Consider the following 15935-nt stretch of genomic DNA (forward strand, 5'->3'; position numbering starts at 1 on the left):
ATCCGTTGAAAATCGGAACGCCCAAGGAGGTTCTCGAAGGAGAGAACCGCGTGGCCATGACGCCGGATTCGGCGCTTCAGCTTCAGAAACTCGGGCATGAGTGCCTGATCGAGACCGGCGCCGGGGCCAAGGCCGGCTTCAGCGATGCCGATTACGAGGCCGCCGGGGTGACAGTGGTCAAGACCGCCGCCGCCCTGTGGAAAGAGGCCGAGATCGTCGCAAAGGTCCGCGTGCCCACCGACACCGAGGCCAAGCGGCTCGCCGAGGGCCAGACCCTCATCAGCTTCTTCAACCCGGCCGAGAACGACAAGATGATGGCGGGCGTGGCCAAGAAGGGCGCGACCGTTGTGGCGATGGAGATGGTGCCCCGCATCAGCCGCGCCCAAAAGATGGATGCGCTCTCGTCGATGGCCAATATCGCGGGCTACCGCGCGGTGATCGAGGCGGGCAACAACTTTGGCCGGTTCTTCACCGGTCAGGTGACGGCAGCGGGCAAGGTGCCCCCGGCCAAGGTGCTCGTGGTGGGCGCCGGTGTGGCGGGCCTTGCGGCCATCGGCACCTCGACCTCGCTGGGCGCGATCACCTACGCCTTCGACGTGCGGCCCGAAGTGGCCGAGCAGATCGAGTCGATGGGCGCCGAGTTCGTCTATCTCGAGTTCGACGAAGAGCAGACCGACGGCGCCGCGACCGGCGGCTATGCCGCACCCTCCAGCCCCGAGTTCCGCGAGGCGCAGCTGGCCAAGTTCCGCGAGCTGGCGCCCGAGGTGGATATCGTCATCTGTACCGCGCTGATCCCGGGCCGGGCCGCGCCGGTGCTCTGGACCAAGGACATGGTCGAGATGATGAAGCCGGGATCGGTGATCGTGGACCTCGCCGCGGAGCGCGGCGGCAACTGCGAGCTGACCAAGGCCGACGAGAAGGTGGTGAGCGACAATGGCGTGACCATCATCGGCTACACCGACTTCCCCAGCCGGATGGCGACCCAGAGCTCCACGCTCTATGCCACCAACATCCGCCACATGATGACCGACCTGACGCCCGAGAAGGACGGCGTCGTCAACCACAACATGGAAGACGACGTGATCCGGGGGGCTACGGTGACTCATGCCGGCGAGGTCACCTTCCCGCCGCCGCCGCCGAAGGTTCAGGCGATTGCCGCGGTGAAGAAGGAAAAGCCCAAGGAACTGACGCCCGAGGAGAAGAAGGCCAAGGAGGCCGCCGACTTCAAGGCGCAAACCAAGCAACAGGTCACGCTCATTGGCGTGGGCGCGGTGCTTCTCCTGGCTGTGGGCCTCGTGGCCCCGGCGAGCTTCATGCAGCACTTCATCGTCTTCGTGCTCTCGGTCTTCGTGGGCTTCCAGGTGATCTGGAACGTCTCGCACTCTCTGCACACGCCGCTGATGGCGGTGACCAACGCGATTTCCTCGATCATCATCGTGGGGGCGCTGTTGCAGATGGGCTCCAGCTCGTTCCTCGTGGTTCTGCTCGCCGCGCTCTCGGTCTTCATGGCCGGGATCAACATCTTCGGCGGCTTCCTCGTCACCCGGCGCATGCTCGCCATGTTCCAGAAGTCGTAAGGGGGCAGGAGCAATGGATTACGGATTTACCACTGCGGCCTACGTTGTTGCCGCTGTTCTCTTCATCCTCTCGCTGGGCGGCCTCTCGGGGCAGGAAAGTGCCAAGCGGGCGGTCTGGTACGGCATTGTGGGCATGGCACTGGCCGTGCTGGCCACGCTCATCGGCCCCGGCTCGGGCCTGTGGCTGCTGACCATCTTGCTGATCGCGGGAGGCGGGGTCATTGGCTACATGGTGGCCACCAAGGTGCAGATGACCGAGATGCCGCAGCTTGTGGCGGCGATGCACAGCCTCGTCGGCCTTGCCGCCGTGTTCGTCGGCTACAACGCGCATTTCACCATCCGCCTCGTGGCGGGGGGCGACCATGCGGGTGAAGAACTGGGCTACTTTGCCTCCATCGTGGCGCACAAGTCCTCGGTCGAGCTGAAGATCCTCGCGGTCGAGCTGTTCCTCGGCGTGTTCATCGGCGCGATCACCTTTACAGGGTCGGTCGTGGCCTTTGGCAAGCTGGCGGGCAAGGTGACCTCGGCAGCCACCAAGCTGCCCGGCGGGCACATGCTCAACGCGGGCGCGGCTGCGCTCTCGGTGATCTGCCTGATCTGGTACATGAACACCGGCGGGTTCTTCCCGCTGTTCCTGATGACGCTGGCCGCGCTCTTTATCGGCTACCATCTCATCATGGGGATCGGCGGGGCCGACATGCCGGTGGTCGTCTCGATGCTCAACAGCTACTCGGGCTGGGCGGCGGCGGCGATCGGCTTCAGCCTCGGCAACGACCTGCTGATCGTGGTTGGCGCCCTCGTGGGCTCCTCGGGTGCGATCCTCAGCTACATCATGTGCAAGGCGATGAACCGGCACTTCGTGAGCGTGATCCTCGGCGGCTTCGGCGGCGGGGGCGGCGAGCAGATGGCTGTTGAAGGCGAGCAGGTGGCGATCGAAGCCGATGGCGTGGCAACCGCGCTGAACGAGGCCGACAGCGTTGTGATCGTGCCAGGCTACGGCATGGCCGTGGCGCAGGCGCAGGGGGCGGTCAGCGAACTGACCCGCAAGCTGCGTGCCGCCGGCAAGGAAGTGCGCTTTGCCATCCACCCAGTCGCCGGGCGTCTGCCGGGGCACATGAACGTGCTGCTGGCCGAAGCCAAGGTGCCCTATGACATCGTGTTGGAGATGGACGAGATCAACGACGACTTCCCCGATACCGACGTGGTGATCGTCATCGGCTCGAACGACATCGTGAACCCGGCCGCGCAGGACGACCCGAACTCCCCCATCGCGGGCATGCCCGTGCTGGAGGTATGGAAGGCCAAGCAGGTGTTCGTCTCCAAGCGGGGGCAGGGCACCGGCTACTCGGGCATCGAGAACCCGCTGTTCTTCAAGGACAACACCCGCATGTTCTACGGCGACGCCAAGGACTCGGTGAACAAGCTCCTGCCGATGATTGACTGACCGGGCAGAGCCACGTGACCATTGAAAGGGCCTCCCGTTGTGGAGGCCCTTTTCACATGCGCAGCTTGTCGCCGCTCCCGCACAGGTTGCATATGTGCGGTTGACATGCGTTTTTGCCCTTGCGAGCGTTCCCCGAGGGCAGCCATTCCGGCCTGCCTGCATGGGAGGTTTTCATGAAGATGATGCTTTACGCCGCTGGCGCGGCGCTTTGTGCGATTCCGAGTTTCGCCGGTGAGATTGCGACCTACAGCTTTGCATCCGACACGCTCGGGCGGGATTATGCCTATACGGTCTATCTGCCCGATGGCTATGACGACAGCGGGCTGACCTATCCGCATATGTATCTGCTGCACGGCTCGGGCGGCAACGAGACGAGCTGGGTGGTGGATGGCCATGCCAAGCAGGTGATCGATAAGGCGATTGCCGATGGCATCATGCCGCCCGCCGTGGTGATCATGCCGGGTAGCCTGAGCTGGTGGGTGGATGGCTACAACGAGCCTGCGGAGACGGCGTTCTTTGACGATTTGATCCCGCATATCGAGGCAACCTGGCGGGTGATCCCCGAGCGCGAGGGGCGCGTGGTGGGCGGGCTTTCGGCCGGAGGTTACGGCACCGTGAACTTTGTGCTGGAGCATCCAGAGATGTTCGCCGCCGGGGCGGCCATGTCGCCCGCCGCCTATGTGCCGCAGCCGCCCGAGAGCTCTTCGGCCAACCGCCATGCGGCCTATCTCGATGCAGAGGGCAACTACGACCCCGAGAAGTGGACCGAGCTGAATTACACCGCCTATCTCGACGACTACCTCGCCGGGGACGTGGTGGTGCCGATGTATATCAACTCGGGCGACCATGACGTGTTCGACATCGCCTACCACGGGGCCGTGCTCTACCAGAAGCTGCGGGACCACCAGCCGAACGATGTGGAATACCGGGTGATCGACGGCGATCACGAATGGCAGGTCTGGATCGACACGCTGCCCGAGGCGCTGGAGTATGTGTTCTCGCACACCAAGCTGCCGCAGGGCGCGGTGCCGATGGCGGCGAGCCAGTAGCGGCGGCGCGCGGCTCCGGCAGGCGCGGCATTAAAGATGGGCACCCGGCCAAGGATTTCAGGCCGGGTGCCGTCTGACTTTCAGGTGAGTGATTTTCAAGGAGGTTGAGATGAAGCGGGTATTGGCTTCGATGATTGCGGCACTGGCGCCTATCCTCGCCCCGGTGGTGGCGCTGGCGGGCGATGCCCTGATGTCGAACCTGTTGCACCATAAGGCACACGGGCCGTTCGAGACCTTTTGCGAGCAGATCATTCCCAGCAGCCAGTTCACCTCGTGGGAGGCCGTGCCGGTGGTTTGCGGGATCGCGACGTACCCTCGGCGCGAGGGGTTTAACCACCTCGGGTCAGTGCGCTTTGGGCCTGATGAGATCGTGTTCAACCTCTACCGCAGTGGCTACCCGTCGAGCTACCGGGGATACAGCATCGAGCAGCGCGGCGAGACGATCTGGGTGCTGCCAGCGGCTGCGGAACGCAAGCACAGTACCAAGAATCCGCTTAACGGCGCGGAACGGGCAGCCTTTCTGGCAGCGATGAACCGGGCGGCGAAAGGGCGGGGCGTGCTGCGTTTGCGCTTCGAGGTGGCCTATAGCGAGGGCAAGCCGCCGATAGACCTCGAGATTCCACTGCGCGAGTGGCGGGCGGCGGTGCGGGATGTGCGCCGCGCCGCGAAGAGGCACGGGGCCCCGACCGCGCCCTGGTGAGGCGCAGCCGGGGGAGGTGCCTCAGGCGGCGAGGTTGATCACCGCGTGGTCGCCCAGATCGGGCGTGTGGTCGCCGAGGTTGGCGCGCAGCATCTCGATGCCGAACTGCAGCGCGTTGGCATCCACCGTCCAAACGGCGGCTTCGCGGAGCGGCATCTCGAGCAGGGTCACCTTGGGGTCGTCGATCCCGCCCTCGAACCACATGGCGGCGGCGGGGGACCACAGATCTTCCAGCAGAGCGCGATCTTCGGACACGGTGATCGGCCCGGAAATGCAGGCATAGACCTCGCGGTCGCGGGTGGTGAGGGTGAAATGGGCCTGCGCGCCGGTGCCGATGTCACGGGCGAGGCCCGTGTCGCTGGCGGTGATGAAGCGCAGAACGCGGGCGCTTTCATCGAAGTAGTGGGTCATCGGCTGGGCGTGGGAGGCCCGGTCGCTGATAGCCAGCATGCCGGTGCGCTCGTCATCCAGCGCGTCGAAGAGGGCTTTGCGCAGGGCTTCGGTGTTATGGTCGTTGTCGTGATGGGTCATGGGAGTCTCCTTTGGGCACCAACTGCGGGGGAGGGGGGGAGGTTCCGTAACCCAGTTTTTGAAAATGTATATACAATCGCTATACTTTGTAGTAACAAAGGCGAACTCAAGAGAGGGAGCCAGCCCGCTATGGCCAAGAGCAGCAAGCCCAAGAAGGACCGGAAGGACAGCCAGCTCATCATTCGGATCAAGAAGGATGAGCGCGATGCCTTTGTGGACCTGTGCGAGCAGCTCGACACCAGCGCGGCCCGTGAGATCCGCCGGTTCATCCGGGGGTTCGTGAAGGAAAACGGCTCAGACAAAACCGACTGAAAGGACCGAGCAATGGCCAAGAAAGCCAAGATCAAAGACCTGAAAAAAGAAGTGAAAGCCCGCAAGGCGAAGGTCGCCAAGCAAGAGAAAAAGCTGAAGGCCGCCAAGAAGGCCCTCAAGAAGGCTGCCTGATGGTGCGCCTGACCGATATTCCCGGCATCGGTCCGGCGATGGCGGCCAAGCTGGTGGGGGCGGGCATTTCCGACCCTGCCGGTCTGGCGGCGGCGCCGGTGGCCAAACTCACCGCCATTCCCGGCATCTCGCCCGCACGGGCTGGGGCATGGAAGGCAGCGGCCGCGGGCAAGGTTGCAGCCCCCGCGCCGCGCCGCCCGGTTGCCGTCTCCAAGGCTCCGGTGAAACGCCGGGCGGCCAAGCCTGCGCCTGCAGCCAGTGCTGTGCCGATCGAAGAGAAGCCCTCTGCCGGGGTCGTGGCCCAGGCGGCGGCCTTGGCTGAGAAGAAGGCAGAGGTCGAGAAGGCCGAGCCGAAGCCTGCCAAGGCGAAGGCGGCAAAGAAGGCTGCGGAGAAAACGAAGGCTGCCGAAAAGAAAGCCGCGAAGAAGGCGGCTGAGAAGGCCAAGAATAAAGCCGCCGAGAAGAAGGCAGCCAAGAAGGCTGCTGAGAAGAAGGCGGCTGCCAAGGCCGCGAAGAAGGCGGCCGAGAAAAAAGCAGCGAAGAAGGCTGCCGAGAAATCGCGTGACAAAAAGGCCAAGGCCAAGAAGGCGGATGCCAAGAAGGCCAAGGCGAAAAAGTCGAAATCATCCAAGAAATCCAAGGACTGAGGCGCAAAGCCGGGCAGGGCGGCAGAGGCCGTTTTGCCCGGCGCAAAATTTCTTCGCCGCGCGGTGATTTTCCCTCTTGATCCGAATCCCGTTTGGCCCCAAATGCGCGGTCAAGACGCCAACGCACGCGCCTCTGGCCGGCAACATCATCGCCTGTGTTTACGTAGCGACGGTAACGTCTCCCTTGGAAGTGAGCGGTCATATATGGCCGGGTCTATTGGAGATGACCATGACGATGATGTTCGACGGCGGCCTGCCGGCCGTTCCCGTATCCCTTGCTGTCAACCGCGTTGAGGAGTTCATCCTTGCCAACAGCTTTGACAAGCCGACCCTCGTCATCGACACCGATGCGGTTGCCCGTCAGTTCCACGCGCTGAAAGCCGGCCTCGGCGGAGCTGCGATCCACTATGCGGTGAAGGCCAACCCGGCCCGCGAAGTCATCGCCCGCCTGCTCGAAGAGGGCTCCAACTTCGATGCCGCCTCCCGTGGCGAGATCGAGCTGTGCCTCTCGCTCGGCGCGCGCCCTGACCAGATCAGCTTTGGCAACACCATCAAACGGGTGACCGACATTGCCTTTGCCCATGCCGCTGGCCTGACCCTCTTTGCCGCCGACAGCGACGAAGAGCTGGTGAAGATCGCCGAGCATGCGCCGGGTGCGCAGGTGTACATCCGTCTGCTGGTGGACAACCCCGAGGCCGACTGGCCGCTCTCCCGCAAGTTCGGTTGCTCACGAGAGTCCGCGCTGCGGCTGCTGGGCGTGGCCCGTGATTTGGGTCTGGACCCGGTGGGCTTCTCGTTCCACGTGGGCTCGCAAACCAAACGCACCCGCATGTGGCAGGGCGTGCTCGACTACGTGGGCGGCATCTGGGCCGACGCGCAGGCGGCTGGTCATGGGCTGACCCTCATCAACATCGGCGGCGGCTTTCCGGCGTTCTACGGCGAAGAGATCGACGCGCCGACTGCCTATGCCGAAGGCGTGCGCAAGATGGTCGAGGCCCGTTTCCCCGGTGCCCGTATCATGGCCGAGCCGGGCCGTGGCATGGTGGCCGAGGCCGGTGCGATTGCTGCCGAGGTGCTGCTCGTGTCCCGCAAATCGGACAACGACCTGCACCGCTGGGTCTATCTCGACATCGGCCGCTTCTCCGGCCTTGCCGAGACCGAGGGCGAGGCGATCCGCTACCAGCTGATGACCCCGCATGACGGTGAGGCCACCGGCCCCTGCATCCTCGCAGGCCCGAGCTGCGACAGCGCCGATGTGCTCTACGAGAAGCGCCCGATGCCGCTGCCGATGAGCCTGAAGGCGGGCGACAAGGTGGTGATCCGCAACTGCGGCGCCTACACCTCGTCCTACTCGTCGGTGGGCTTCAACGGCTTCCCGCCGCTGGACGTGGTGGTGATCTGACCGCCGCAGGTTGGCGGCCTCGCGTTTCGGCGTGTGGAGGAGGATGGGGGTGCAGCCGGGTTATCACGGCTGCGCCTCCTGCGCCGAAGGCTTGAATGGCCGCCTGCAAAGCCGCCCGGTCCAAAAGGCCGGGCGGTTCTTTTTTGCGCTATAAGGAGGCAGGCAGGTGGGGCCGGTGCACCGCGGTATGAAGATAAGCACCTGATATCGCGACATTCTTTCCCTTTACAGGAGGGCGGCCAGGCCCTAGCAGGGAAGAAACGAGGGACGACAATGGCCGAAATCCAGGATCATCCGCTGCGCTATCAGCTGGCCAACGAGCTGCATGCGCGCCCGTTTCCGGCGCTGGATGTGCCCTGCCGCGCGGCCTATCTGGCGCTGAAATCTGCCGAGGGCGCTTCGGGCCGGGACCGCGAGGCGGAGCGGGCACATCTGATCGACTTGCTGGACCGCCACGGCGCGCCGCATCCGCAGCCCGATGCTACCCATTACTCGGGCCAGCTTGGGCGCCATCAGATCAAATGGGAGAGCCACACCGAGTTCGTGACCTACACGATCTTCGGCTCCGGCGTGGCGCAGCGGCCCTTCGATGGCGAGACCTTCCGGATGTTCCCCGCCGACTGGCTGGCCAAGGCACCGGGGGTGCGGGTGACCTCGGCGCTGGTGCGGGTGGAGGAGATGCCGGAGCACCCCGAAGACGTGTCGGAGCGGATGGACGGCTGGATGGTGGCCGAGAGCATCGCCGTGTCGGAAGTGGTGGATGGCGACGTGATCGTGGGCACCGACTTCCGGATCGACCCGGAGGGGCACGTCCGCTTTGCCTGTTTCGTCAAACCCGGGGTGGGGCGGCAGCGGGTGGGGCGCGTGGTGCAGCGGCTGACCGAGATCGAGACCTACAAGGCGATGTCGATGCTTGGGCTGGGCCGGGCGCGCAGGCTCTCGGGACCGCTGGGCAAGCTCGACAACGAGTTGAGCGATCTGATGGATGCGATGACGGGCGACCGTGCCCGCCCGGCGGAGGAAGAGCTGGAAAAGCTGCTGCGCGTGGCCGCCGAGATCGAGATGCAGCTCACCCATGCGAGCTTTCGCTTTGGCGCGACGGCGGCCTATGAGGCCATTGTCTGGCAGCGGATCGAGGTGCTGCGCGAGCAGCGGTTCATGGGGCGGCAGACGCTCAAGGAGTTCATGACGCGGCGCTACGATCCGGCGATGCGGACGGTGAAGAGCACCGAGGCGCGGCTGAAGGCAATGGCGGCGCGCTCGGCGCGGGCCAGCGACCTGCTGCGCACAAGGGTCGACGTGGAACGCCAGGCGCAGAACCAGGCTCTGCTGGCCTCGATGGACAGGCGCGCCGATCTGCAACTGCGCCTGCAACAGACGGTGGAGGGGCTCTCGGTGGTGGCGATCAGCTATTACGCCGTCAGCCTCGCCGCCTATGCGCTGGCCCCCTTCGCCTACAAGCTGGGCGTGGACAAGGGCTGGCTGACGGCGGGGCTGACGCCCGTGGTCATTCTGCTGGTGTGGCTAGCGGTCCGGCGGATCCGGAAGAAGCTGCATTAGCCTCCCCCAGAAGCCGCGAGGTGACCACGCCGCCGAGGGCGATGGAGGCCAGCGCGAGGAAGGCCGAGACGCCGAGGGTCGAGGTGCCCGACAGGCCCGCGCCCACGGTGCAGCCCCCGGCCAGCACGCCGCCGACGCCCATCAGCACGGCGCCTGCAAGGTAGCGGCCGGTCTGGCGCGGGGTCTGGAAGCTTTGCCACTGGAAATCGCGGAAGATCAGTGCCGCGACGAGTGCGCCGACCAGCACGCCGCCCACGAGGCCCACGCCGAAGCCGGCGGGGATGGACGAGGAGGCGATGGCCCAGAACAGGGTTTCGGAAGAGGGCAGGGTGAAGGAGAGGCTCTCCATCGCGATGGGGTCGAACTCGTCGTAGAGCACGTAGCCGGTGCCGACCCATGCCAGCGGCACGAGCGCGCCGATGAGCCCGCCCATCAGCAGCGTTGCGGGCTTGGCGCCGGAGCGGGCGGCAAAGACTAGGACGGCGGCGACGATCAGCCCTGTCCAGAGCCATGCGCCGCCGGGCAGCCCGGCGAGGGAGGAGGCCTCACCGAGCGGTGCGGTGACGGAGCCGAGCGCGGTGCGCAGCGGGGCGAGCACGCCCTTGAGGGTGGCATGGGCGACCACGGCGAAGATGGCCAGCACCGTCAGCGCGCGCAGGTTGCCGGTGCCGGTCAACACGGTCAGCCGCGAGATGCAGCCGCGGGTGAGGACCATGCCTGCGCCAAAGGCAAGCCCGCCGAGCACGATGGCGAGCCAGGGCAGGTCGGCGGCGAGGTAGCGGTGCTCTTCGAAGGAGATGAGACCGTAGGCGACAAGGGCTTGCGTGCCGAGGATCGCCACGGCGAGGCCGGTCAGCCAGACACCGGCGGCCGAGCGCCGCTCGGAGGCGTCACCGGCGACGGCCCGGCGAAAGCAGAACCGACTGCGCTGGCCGAGAAAGCCGAAGGCGATGCCGAGGGCGAGGGCAAACCAGACCGCAACTTCACGGGCGGTTGCCTCTTCGAATCCGAGCGTTTCGAACATGGTGCGTCTCCTGTCGCGGTCGAAGCCCGGCAGGTAGCGCAGCTACGGCGCGGGTGCAAACGGATCAACGGGGAGGGGATTTTGTTCTCGCGTATAGCGAGGAACGTTGTTCTGCCGTGATGGCGCTGCCCCGAAAAGCGTTCGCGCCCCGAAGGCGGGGCGCGATGCATGGTCTTATCTGCATGTGTGCAGGGCTACCGGCCCCGGATGCGCGGGTCGAGCGCGTCGCGCAGCCCGTCGCCGATATAGTTCACCGCCAGCACCACGAGCGAGATCATCAGCCCCGGCCAGAGCGCCCGCTCGGGGAAGTTCTGGATCCGGTCGGTGGCGTCGAACAGCAGCTTGCCCCATGTCGGGAAGTCGGAAGGGAAGCCTAGGCCGAGGAAGGAGATCGCGCTTTCGGTGATGATCGCGGTGGCGAGGCCGAGGGTGGCCGAGACCATGATCGGCGAGAGCACGTTGGGCAGCAGGTGGCGGGTGACCATCTTCATCGGCGGGGTGCCGATGGAGCGGGCGGCGAGGATGAACTCGCGTTCCTTCAGCGCCAGAATGTCGGCCCGCACGATCCGTGCGGTCTGCATCCACGAGGTCGCGCCGATGACGCAGACGATGAGGATGAACACGCCCAGCTCCGGCCCGAAGGTGGCGCGCAGCGCGTCGCGGAAGAGCAGCATGATCACCAGCAGCAGCGGCAGCAGGGGCAGGGCGAGCACGAGGTCGGTGAAGCGCATCAGCAGACCGTCGAGCCACTTCACGTAGCCCGATGCGACGCCGACAGCGGTGCCGATCAGCATGGCGAGGATCATCGCCACCCAGCCCACCGCGATCGAAACGCGCCCGCCGTGGATCAGCGAGGCGAGGATATCGCGGCCGAGGTTGTCGGTGCCCAGCGGGTGCGACCAGCCGTATTTCATCCGTTCGAGGCTCTCTGGCGGGATGCACAGATCGGTCCACGAGCAAGAGAAGACCGGCATGTAGACGGGCCGCCAATCCTTGTTGCGGATGTCGAGCTTGGTTGGGTCGATGTCCCACAGATAGGGGCCGAAGAGCACGCCGAAGGTGATGAAGAGCAGCACGAAGGCGCCCATCATCGCGCCCTTGTGGCTGCGGAACTGCTTCCACACGTCGGACCACTGCGACCGCGACTTGCCGCGCGGTTGGCTCTCGCCCAGCACTTCCTTTGCGGTGTCAGTCATAGCGGATCCTCGGGTCGAGCACGCCGTAGAGCACATCGGCGATCAGGTTGAAGAGCACGATGAGCACGGCGAAGATGAAGGTGATGGTCTGGACCATCGGGATGTCATTGGCCTGGATCGCGGTGATCAGCAGCTGGCCGATCCCGTTCACCTTGAAGACCTGCTCGGTGATGATCGCCCCGCCGAAGATGGAGGGGATGCCGAGCGCGATGACGGTCACGACCGGGATCATCGAGTTGCGCAGCACGTGGACCATGACCACCGACCACTCCGAGAGGCCCTTGGCCCGTGCGGTGCGGACGTAATCCTGCTTGAGGTTGTCGAGCATGGCCGAGCGCATGTAGCGGCTGATTTGGGCGGTGGTCTGGAGCGCGAGCACCATCACCGGCATGATCATCTGCTTGAGCTGGATCTTCATGCTCTCCCAGTCCTTCACCTCATGGGTGGTGTCGTAGATCGAGGGCAACCACTCCAGCTTGACCGCGAAGATCACGATCACCACCACGCCCGAGAAGAAGGGCGGCACGGAGAAGCCGATCATCGAGATGAGCGTGCCGGCCTGATCGAAGACCGAATACTGCTTGTAGGCCGAGATGATGCCGATCGGGATGGCGATGATGACGCCCACGGCATAGGCCAGCGCGACCACCCAAAGGGTTTGCGGCAGGCGCTGGATGATGATGTCGAAGACCGGCGAGCGGAACTGCCAGCTCACGACGCGTTGGGTGCCTTCCATCATGTTGGTTCCGAAGAGCCAGTCGAGGAAGAAGCCGGGCTCGACCACGAAGAACTGGTAGAGCCATTTGATGTAACGGATGTGCAGCGGTTCGCCGAGGCCGAGGGCCTCGCGCATCTTCTGCTTCACTTCATCGGGAATGGTCAGCGGCATCTGCGCCATCGGGTCGCCGGGGGCGAGATCGAGCAGCAGGAAGAGGACCAGCGAAATGAAGAGGAGCGTGGGAACCGCGAGAATGAGCCGTCGGATGATGAAGGTCAGCATACGGGGGGCGCTCGATATGGCAGAGGGGCCGCGCGATCAGTGCCGCGCGGCCCGGTTTCATCTGCGGATCAGTTGGTCTTGATCCGGTACCAGTCAGCGACGTTCCAGATTTCGCTGTCCCAGACGTTCAGCTTCACGCCGCCGAGGCTGTTGGCGTGGGCCGAGAGACGACCGCGGTGGACCAGCGGGATCATGCCGCCGCCCTCGATGACCATGTCATTGAGTTGCTTGGCAATCTCGGCGCGCTCGGCCGCATCGGCGGTGACACCCAGCTTGGCATAGAGCGCGTCGTACTCCTCGGAGCACCAGCGCGAGATATTCTCGCCCTGCCACTGGGTGGCCGGGGAGGGGGCCTTGTCGCAGGTGGCGTTGCCGAGGTAGCTCTGCGGGTCGGTTCCGTTGAAGGTGTTGGCGTACATCTCGACGTCGGCGTAGAACTTCTGGAAGGTATCGGGCGAGCCCGGATCACCGCCGAAGAACACCGAGCTGTCGACGTTGCGCAGCTCGACCTCGAAGCCGATCTGCTCCCACCAGTCCTTGATCAGCGCCTGGAAGTCCTGACGGACGGCGTTGGTGGATGTCTGGTAGAGCATCTTCAGCTCGACGCCGTCTTTCTCACGCACGCCGTCACCGTTGCTGTCGACCCAGCCGGCCTCTTCCAGCATCGCCTTGGCGCCTTCGATGTCCTGCGTGGAGCAGTCGAAGGTGGTGGAGTTCACCGCCTCGGGGGCGGGCACCCAGTTGCACGATACCTTACCGGCCTGACCGTAGCCGACCTCGACCAGCAGGGGCCGGTCGATGGCGAGAGACAGCGCCTTGTAGACGGCGGGATCGGAGAGGTAGGGGTGCGGGCGCACCACGGACCGCTCGTCCGGGCCGAGCGCCGGGTCGGGGTTGGTGTTGTTGAGCATGATCCGCTCGAGCAGCGGGCCGAAGCCTGCGATGGCAGCGCCCTTGCCGGCGGCTTCCATCTCGGCAATCACATCGGGGGCGAGCTGGAGGTTCCAGGCGTAGTCGAACTCGCCGGTCTCCATCACCGCACGGCCCGCCGCAGTGGCATCGCCGCCGCCCTTGAAGGTGATCGAGGCGAAGGCGGGCTTGCCCTCTTCGCGGTAGTTTTCGTTGGCCTCGAAGGTGATCACGTCGTTCGGCTTGAACTCCACGACCTTGAAGCCGCCGGTGCCGATCGGGCTGAAGTTGGCCTCGGTGCACTCAGGCGCCTTGGCGCCCATGCAGTCGGCGAACTGAGCGGCCTGAAGGATCGGGCTCTCACCGCCCACGAAGGGGCCGTAGGGGAAGGGGGTGGGCTGCTCGAAGGTCACCACGACGGTGTGCTCATCGGGCGTTTCGACCGAGCTGACACCGTTGAACTTGGTGAGCTGGGCGCAGCCGCCCTCGGGGTGGGTGCAGTATTCGTAGGTGAACTTCACGTCCGCCGAGGTGAAGGGCGTGCCGTCGGACCACAGGATGCCGGGCGTGATCTTCCAGGTGATGGTGGTGAGATCTTCGCTCACGCCGCCGTTCTCGACGGTGGGCACCTCTTCGACCAGCCAGGGGGTCAGGGTGCCGGTCTCATCGTAGCGCGCCAGCGGCTCGAGCACGAGGCTGCCGGCCTCGACATCCTTGGTGCCGCCCGAGAGGAACGGGTTCATGATCGACGGGGCCTGCCAGTAGATGATGCTGACATTGCCGTCACGGCCGCGCTCGCCTTCATGGCCTTCTGCGATGGCCATTGGGGCCAGCGCACAGGTGGCGACCGCTCCGAGAAGAGCTGTTTTGAGTTTCATGGGTTTCTCCTTGTTGGGTGCTCGACGCCTCGCGCCCTTTTGGGCTGCTTTTGTGGTCGTTGGGGGGAGTTGGACGGCGAAAAACCGGGCCCGGAGCCGCCTGTGGCGGCGCCGAAGCTGCGACTGTTCCCCTGAGCAGAGCAAGTGCCTTTGCGGGCCATGCGCTCTCCCTGTCCAACCAAGTTTTTATGGGTGTTTTCACGCCTCCGCCCCCGCGGCTGCGCCATCCCCTGAATGTGACGGTAACATGAAACGGGGACGGCGCAATGGTTTCGTCAACTGACCTTGCGGCCCGATTGAGCAGATGCCTGCCGATTGGGCAGCAGGCCTTGACCTCTGCGCGGCTGGGCACCACCCTCTGCACGAGGCCCGCCACCGGGCCGCTCGAAAGGCACCTCCCGACCCGTGACCCCACGCGACATACTCGACAAGCTCGTGTCCTTCCGGACTGTTTCATCGGCCTCTAACCTCGACCTGATCGACTGGGTGGAAGGCTGGCTGGCGGAGCGCGGCATTGCCGCGACTCGCGTGCCCGATTCCACCGGAGAGAAGGCGGCGCTCTTTGCCTCCATCGGGCCGGATGCGCCGGGCGGTGTGCTGCTCTCGGGCCATACCGATGTGGTGCCGGTCGAGGGGCAGAGCTGGGCCAGCGACCCTTGGGCGGTAGAGGAGCGGGACGGGCGGCTCTATGGCCGCGGCGTGGCCGACATGAAGGGCTTTGACGCGCTTGCGCTCTGGGCAATGGGGCAGGCCGCCGAGCGGGGCGTTTCGCGCCCGTTGCAGATTGGCCTGAGCTATGACGAGGAAATTGGCTGCTTCGGCGCGCCGCCGATGATCGAGGCCTTGCAGGCCAGTGGTTTGCCCCGCGCGGAGGCGGTGATCGTGGGCGAGCCCTCGATGCTGAAGCCGGTCACCGGGCACAAGGGAAACCTCGGGTTCCGGATCGTGGTGAAGGGCTTTCCGGTGCACAGCTCGATTATGCACGAAGGGGTCAGCGCGATCATGGAGGCGGCGCGGCTGATCGGCTGGGCGAACGAGGTGAATGCGGCGCAGTTTGCCCGCACGCCGACACCGGAAGAGGCGGTGTTCACACCGCCTTGCACCACGCTGCATGTTGGAAAGATCCGGGGCGGGGAGGTGCATAACATCACCGCCGAGCATTGCGAATTGCTGTTTGATTTCAGGGTGATGCCGATGGAGGACACGGCGGACTGGCGGGCGCGGCTGCGCGAGAAAGTAGCCGAGATCGAGGCGGGCATGAAGGCCACCCACACCGATGCGGGCTTTACCCTGCACGAGCTGTTCGACGTGCCCGGACTTGCGCCGGAATCAGGTCCCGAGGCCCATGCCGAGCCGCTGGTGCGCAGCCTCACCGGCGACAACGGGCCGGGGGCCGTGGTGAGCTTTGCCTCGGAGGCAGGGCAATTTCAGAATGCCCGTTATTCTACCGTGATTTGCGGGCCGGGAGACATTGCACAGGCCCACAAGGCAGACGAATATATGACCATCGCACAGTTCGAGGCAGGCCAACGCTTTATGGAGCGGCTGCTCGATCACCTGAAGGAGTAACCCCA

Annotated in this window: 14 protein-coding genes; 9 read left to right on the forward strand and 5 right to left on the reverse strand. The window is 65.2% G+C overall.

Annotated features, from left to right (window positions below; translation table 11 throughout):
• Nucleotides 1-5 precede the first annotated feature (5 nt).
• The 4 genes from KUV38_RS04280 (at nucleotide 6) to KUV38_RS04295 (ending at nucleotide 4770) form a co-directional block, all read left to right on the forward strand.
• The gene (locus KUV38_RS04280; protein ID WP_222468858.1) at nucleotides 6-1577 is read left to right on the forward strand and encodes a Re/Si-specific NAD(P)(+) transhydrogenase subunit alpha; all 1572 of its coding nucleotides are present in this window, start codon (nucleotides 6-8) and stop codon (nucleotides 1575-1577) included.
• A gap of 13 nt (nucleotides 1578-1590) precedes the next feature.
• Nucleotides 1591-3021 carry an NAD(P)(+) transhydrogenase (Re/Si-specific) subunit beta gene (locus KUV38_RS04285; protein ID WP_222468859.1) on the forward strand — a complete coding sequence of 477 codons (1431 nt, stop codon included), beginning with the start codon at nucleotides 1591-1593 and terminating at the stop codon, nucleotides 3019-3021.
• Nucleotides 3022-3194: 173 nt separating this feature from the next.
• Entirely contained in the window at nucleotides 3195-4070 is an 876-nt protein-coding gene (locus KUV38_RS04290) for an alpha/beta hydrolase (protein ID WP_222468860.1), read from the forward strand.
• 109 nt (nucleotides 4071-4179) lie between these two features.
• The gene (locus KUV38_RS04295; RefSeq protein ID WP_222468861.1) at nucleotides 4180-4770 is read left to right on the forward strand and encodes a hypothetical protein; all 591 of its coding nucleotides are present in this window, start codon (nucleotides 4180-4182) and stop codon (nucleotides 4768-4770) included.
• A 21-nt stretch (nucleotides 4771-4791) separates the two neighbouring features.
• On the opposite strand, the gene KUV38_RS04300 is transcribed toward KUV38_RS04295, so the two are convergent.
• Complete coding sequence (locus KUV38_RS04300; protein WP_222468862.1) at nucleotides 4792-5301, reverse strand: pyridoxamine 5'-phosphate oxidase family protein; 510 nt, start codon at nucleotides 5299-5301, stop codon at nucleotides 4792-4794.
• 129 nt (nucleotides 5302-5430) lie between these two features.
• Between KUV38_RS04300 and KUV38_RS04305 the strand changes: the two genes are divergently transcribed.
• From KUV38_RS04305 to KUV38_RS04320, 4 genes are all read left to right on the forward strand, one after another.
• Nucleotides 5431-5613 carry a hypothetical protein gene (locus KUV38_RS04305; protein ID WP_222468863.1) on the forward strand — a complete coding sequence of 61 codons (183 nt, stop codon included), beginning with the start codon at nucleotides 5431-5433 and terminating at the stop codon, nucleotides 5611-5613.
• A gap of 131 nt (nucleotides 5614-5744) precedes the next feature.
• Nucleotides 5745-6392, forward strand: coding sequence for a helix-hairpin-helix domain-containing protein (locus KUV38_RS04310; protein ID WP_222468864.1), 648 nt, complete (start codon nucleotides 5745-5747; stop codon nucleotides 6390-6392).
• 229 nt (nucleotides 6393-6621) lie between these two features.
• Nucleotides 6622-7794 carry a type III PLP-dependent enzyme gene (locus KUV38_RS04315; RefSeq protein ID WP_410001018.1) on the forward strand — a complete coding sequence of 391 codons (1173 nt, stop codon included), beginning with the start codon at nucleotides 6622-6624 and terminating at the stop codon, nucleotides 7792-7794.
• A 273-nt stretch (nucleotides 7795-8067) separates the two neighbouring features.
• The gene (locus tag KUV38_RS04320) at nucleotides 8068-9354 is read left to right on the forward strand and encodes a DUF3422 family protein (RefSeq protein WP_222468865.1); all 1287 of its coding nucleotides are present in this window, start codon (nucleotides 8068-8070) and stop codon (nucleotides 9352-9354) included.
• Here KUV38_RS04320 and KUV38_RS04325 read toward each other — a convergent pair.
• The 4 genes from KUV38_RS04325 to KUV38_RS04340 form a co-directional block, all read right to left on the reverse strand.
• Nucleotides 9302-10378 (reverse strand): YeeE/YedE family protein, encoded by a 1077-nt coding sequence (locus tag KUV38_RS04325; RefSeq protein ID WP_222468866.1) that lies wholly within the window; start codon nucleotides 10376-10378, stop codon nucleotides 9302-9304. The two genes, KUV38_RS04320 and KUV38_RS04325, sit on opposite strands and share 53 nt — an antisense overlap.
• A 194-nt stretch (nucleotides 10379-10572) precedes the next feature.
• Complete coding sequence (locus KUV38_RS04330; protein WP_222468867.1) at nucleotides 10573-11574, reverse strand: ABC transporter permease; 1002 nt, start codon at nucleotides 11572-11574, stop codon at nucleotides 10573-10575.
• On the reverse strand, nucleotides 11567-12574 hold the full coding sequence (locus KUV38_RS04335; RefSeq protein WP_222468868.1) for an ABC transporter permease: 1008 nt from the start codon (nucleotides 12572-12574) through the stop codon (nucleotides 11567-11569). Before KUV38_RS04335 ends, KUV38_RS04330 begins: the two co-directional genes overlap by 8 nt.
• A gap of 68 nt (nucleotides 12575-12642) precedes the next feature.
• Nucleotides 12643-14361, reverse strand: a complete 1719-nt coding sequence (locus KUV38_RS04340) for a peptide ABC transporter substrate-binding protein (RefSeq protein ID WP_222468869.1) — start codon at nucleotides 14359-14361, stop codon at nucleotides 12643-12645.
• A 405-nt stretch (nucleotides 14362-14766) separates the two neighbouring features.
• Here KUV38_RS04340 and argE point away from each other — a divergent pair, with 405 nt between their 5' ends.
• Nucleotides 14767-15930 carry an acetylornithine deacetylase gene (gene argE, locus KUV38_RS04345; protein WP_222468870.1) on the forward strand — a complete coding sequence of 388 codons (1164 nt, stop codon included), beginning with the start codon at nucleotides 14767-14769 and terminating at the stop codon, nucleotides 15928-15930.
• Nucleotides 15931-15935: the final 5 nt, after the last annotated feature.

It is taken from the genome of Vannielia litorea, from assembly GCF_019801175.1.
Taxonomy (GTDB): Bacteria; Pseudomonadota; Alphaproteobacteria; order Rhodobacterales; family Rhodobacteraceae; genus Vannielia; species Vannielia litorea_B.

Bases quoted from the DNA above. Each gene is read 5' to 3' on its own strand.
- KUV38_RS04335 (WP_222468868.1), bottom strand. From the start codon at position 12,574: ATGCTGACCTTCATCATCCGACGGCTCATTCTCGCGGTTCCCACGCTC.
- KUV38_RS04300 (WP_222468862.1), bottom strand. From the start codon at position 5,301: ATGACCCATCACGACAACGACCATAACACCGAAGCCCTGCGCAAAGCC.
- KUV38_RS04310 (WP_222468864.1), top strand. From the start codon at position 5,745: ATGGTGCGCCTGACCGATATTCCCGGCATCGGTCCGGCGATGGCGGCC.
- KUV38_RS04340 (WP_222468869.1), bottom strand. From the start codon at position 14,361: ATGAAACTCAAAACAGCTCTTCTCGGAGCGGTCGCCACCTGTGCGCTG.
- KUV38_RS04320 (WP_222468865.1), top strand. From the start codon at position 8,068: ATGGCCGAAATCCAGGATCATCCGCTGCGCTATCAGCTGGCCAACGAG.
- KUV38_RS04305 (WP_222468863.1), top strand. From the start codon at position 5,431: ATGGCCAAGAGCAGCAAGCCCAAGAAGGACCGGAAGGACAGCCAGCTC.
- KUV38_RS04285 (WP_222468859.1), top strand. From the start codon at position 1,591: ATGGATTACGGATTTACCACTGCGGCCTACGTTGTTGCCGCTGTTCTC.
- KUV38_RS04315 (WP_410001018.1), top strand. From the start codon at position 6,622: ATGACGATGATGTTCGACGGCGGCCTGCCGGCCGTTCCCGTATCCCTT.
- KUV38_RS04290 (WP_222468860.1), top strand. From the start codon at position 3,195: ATGAAGATGATGCTTTACGCCGCTGGCGCGGCGCTTTGTGCGATTCCG.
- KUV38_RS04295 (WP_222468861.1), top strand. From the start codon at position 4,180: ATGAAGCGGGTATTGGCTTCGATGATTGCGGCACTGGCGCCTATCCTC.
- KUV38_RS04325 (WP_222468866.1), bottom strand. From the start codon at position 10,378: ATGTTCGAAACGCTCGGATTCGAAGAGGCAACCGCCCGTGAAGTTGCG.
- KUV38_RS04330 (WP_222468867.1), bottom strand. From the start codon at position 11,574: ATGACTGACACCGCAAAGGAAGTGCTGGGCGAGAGCCAACCGCGCGGC.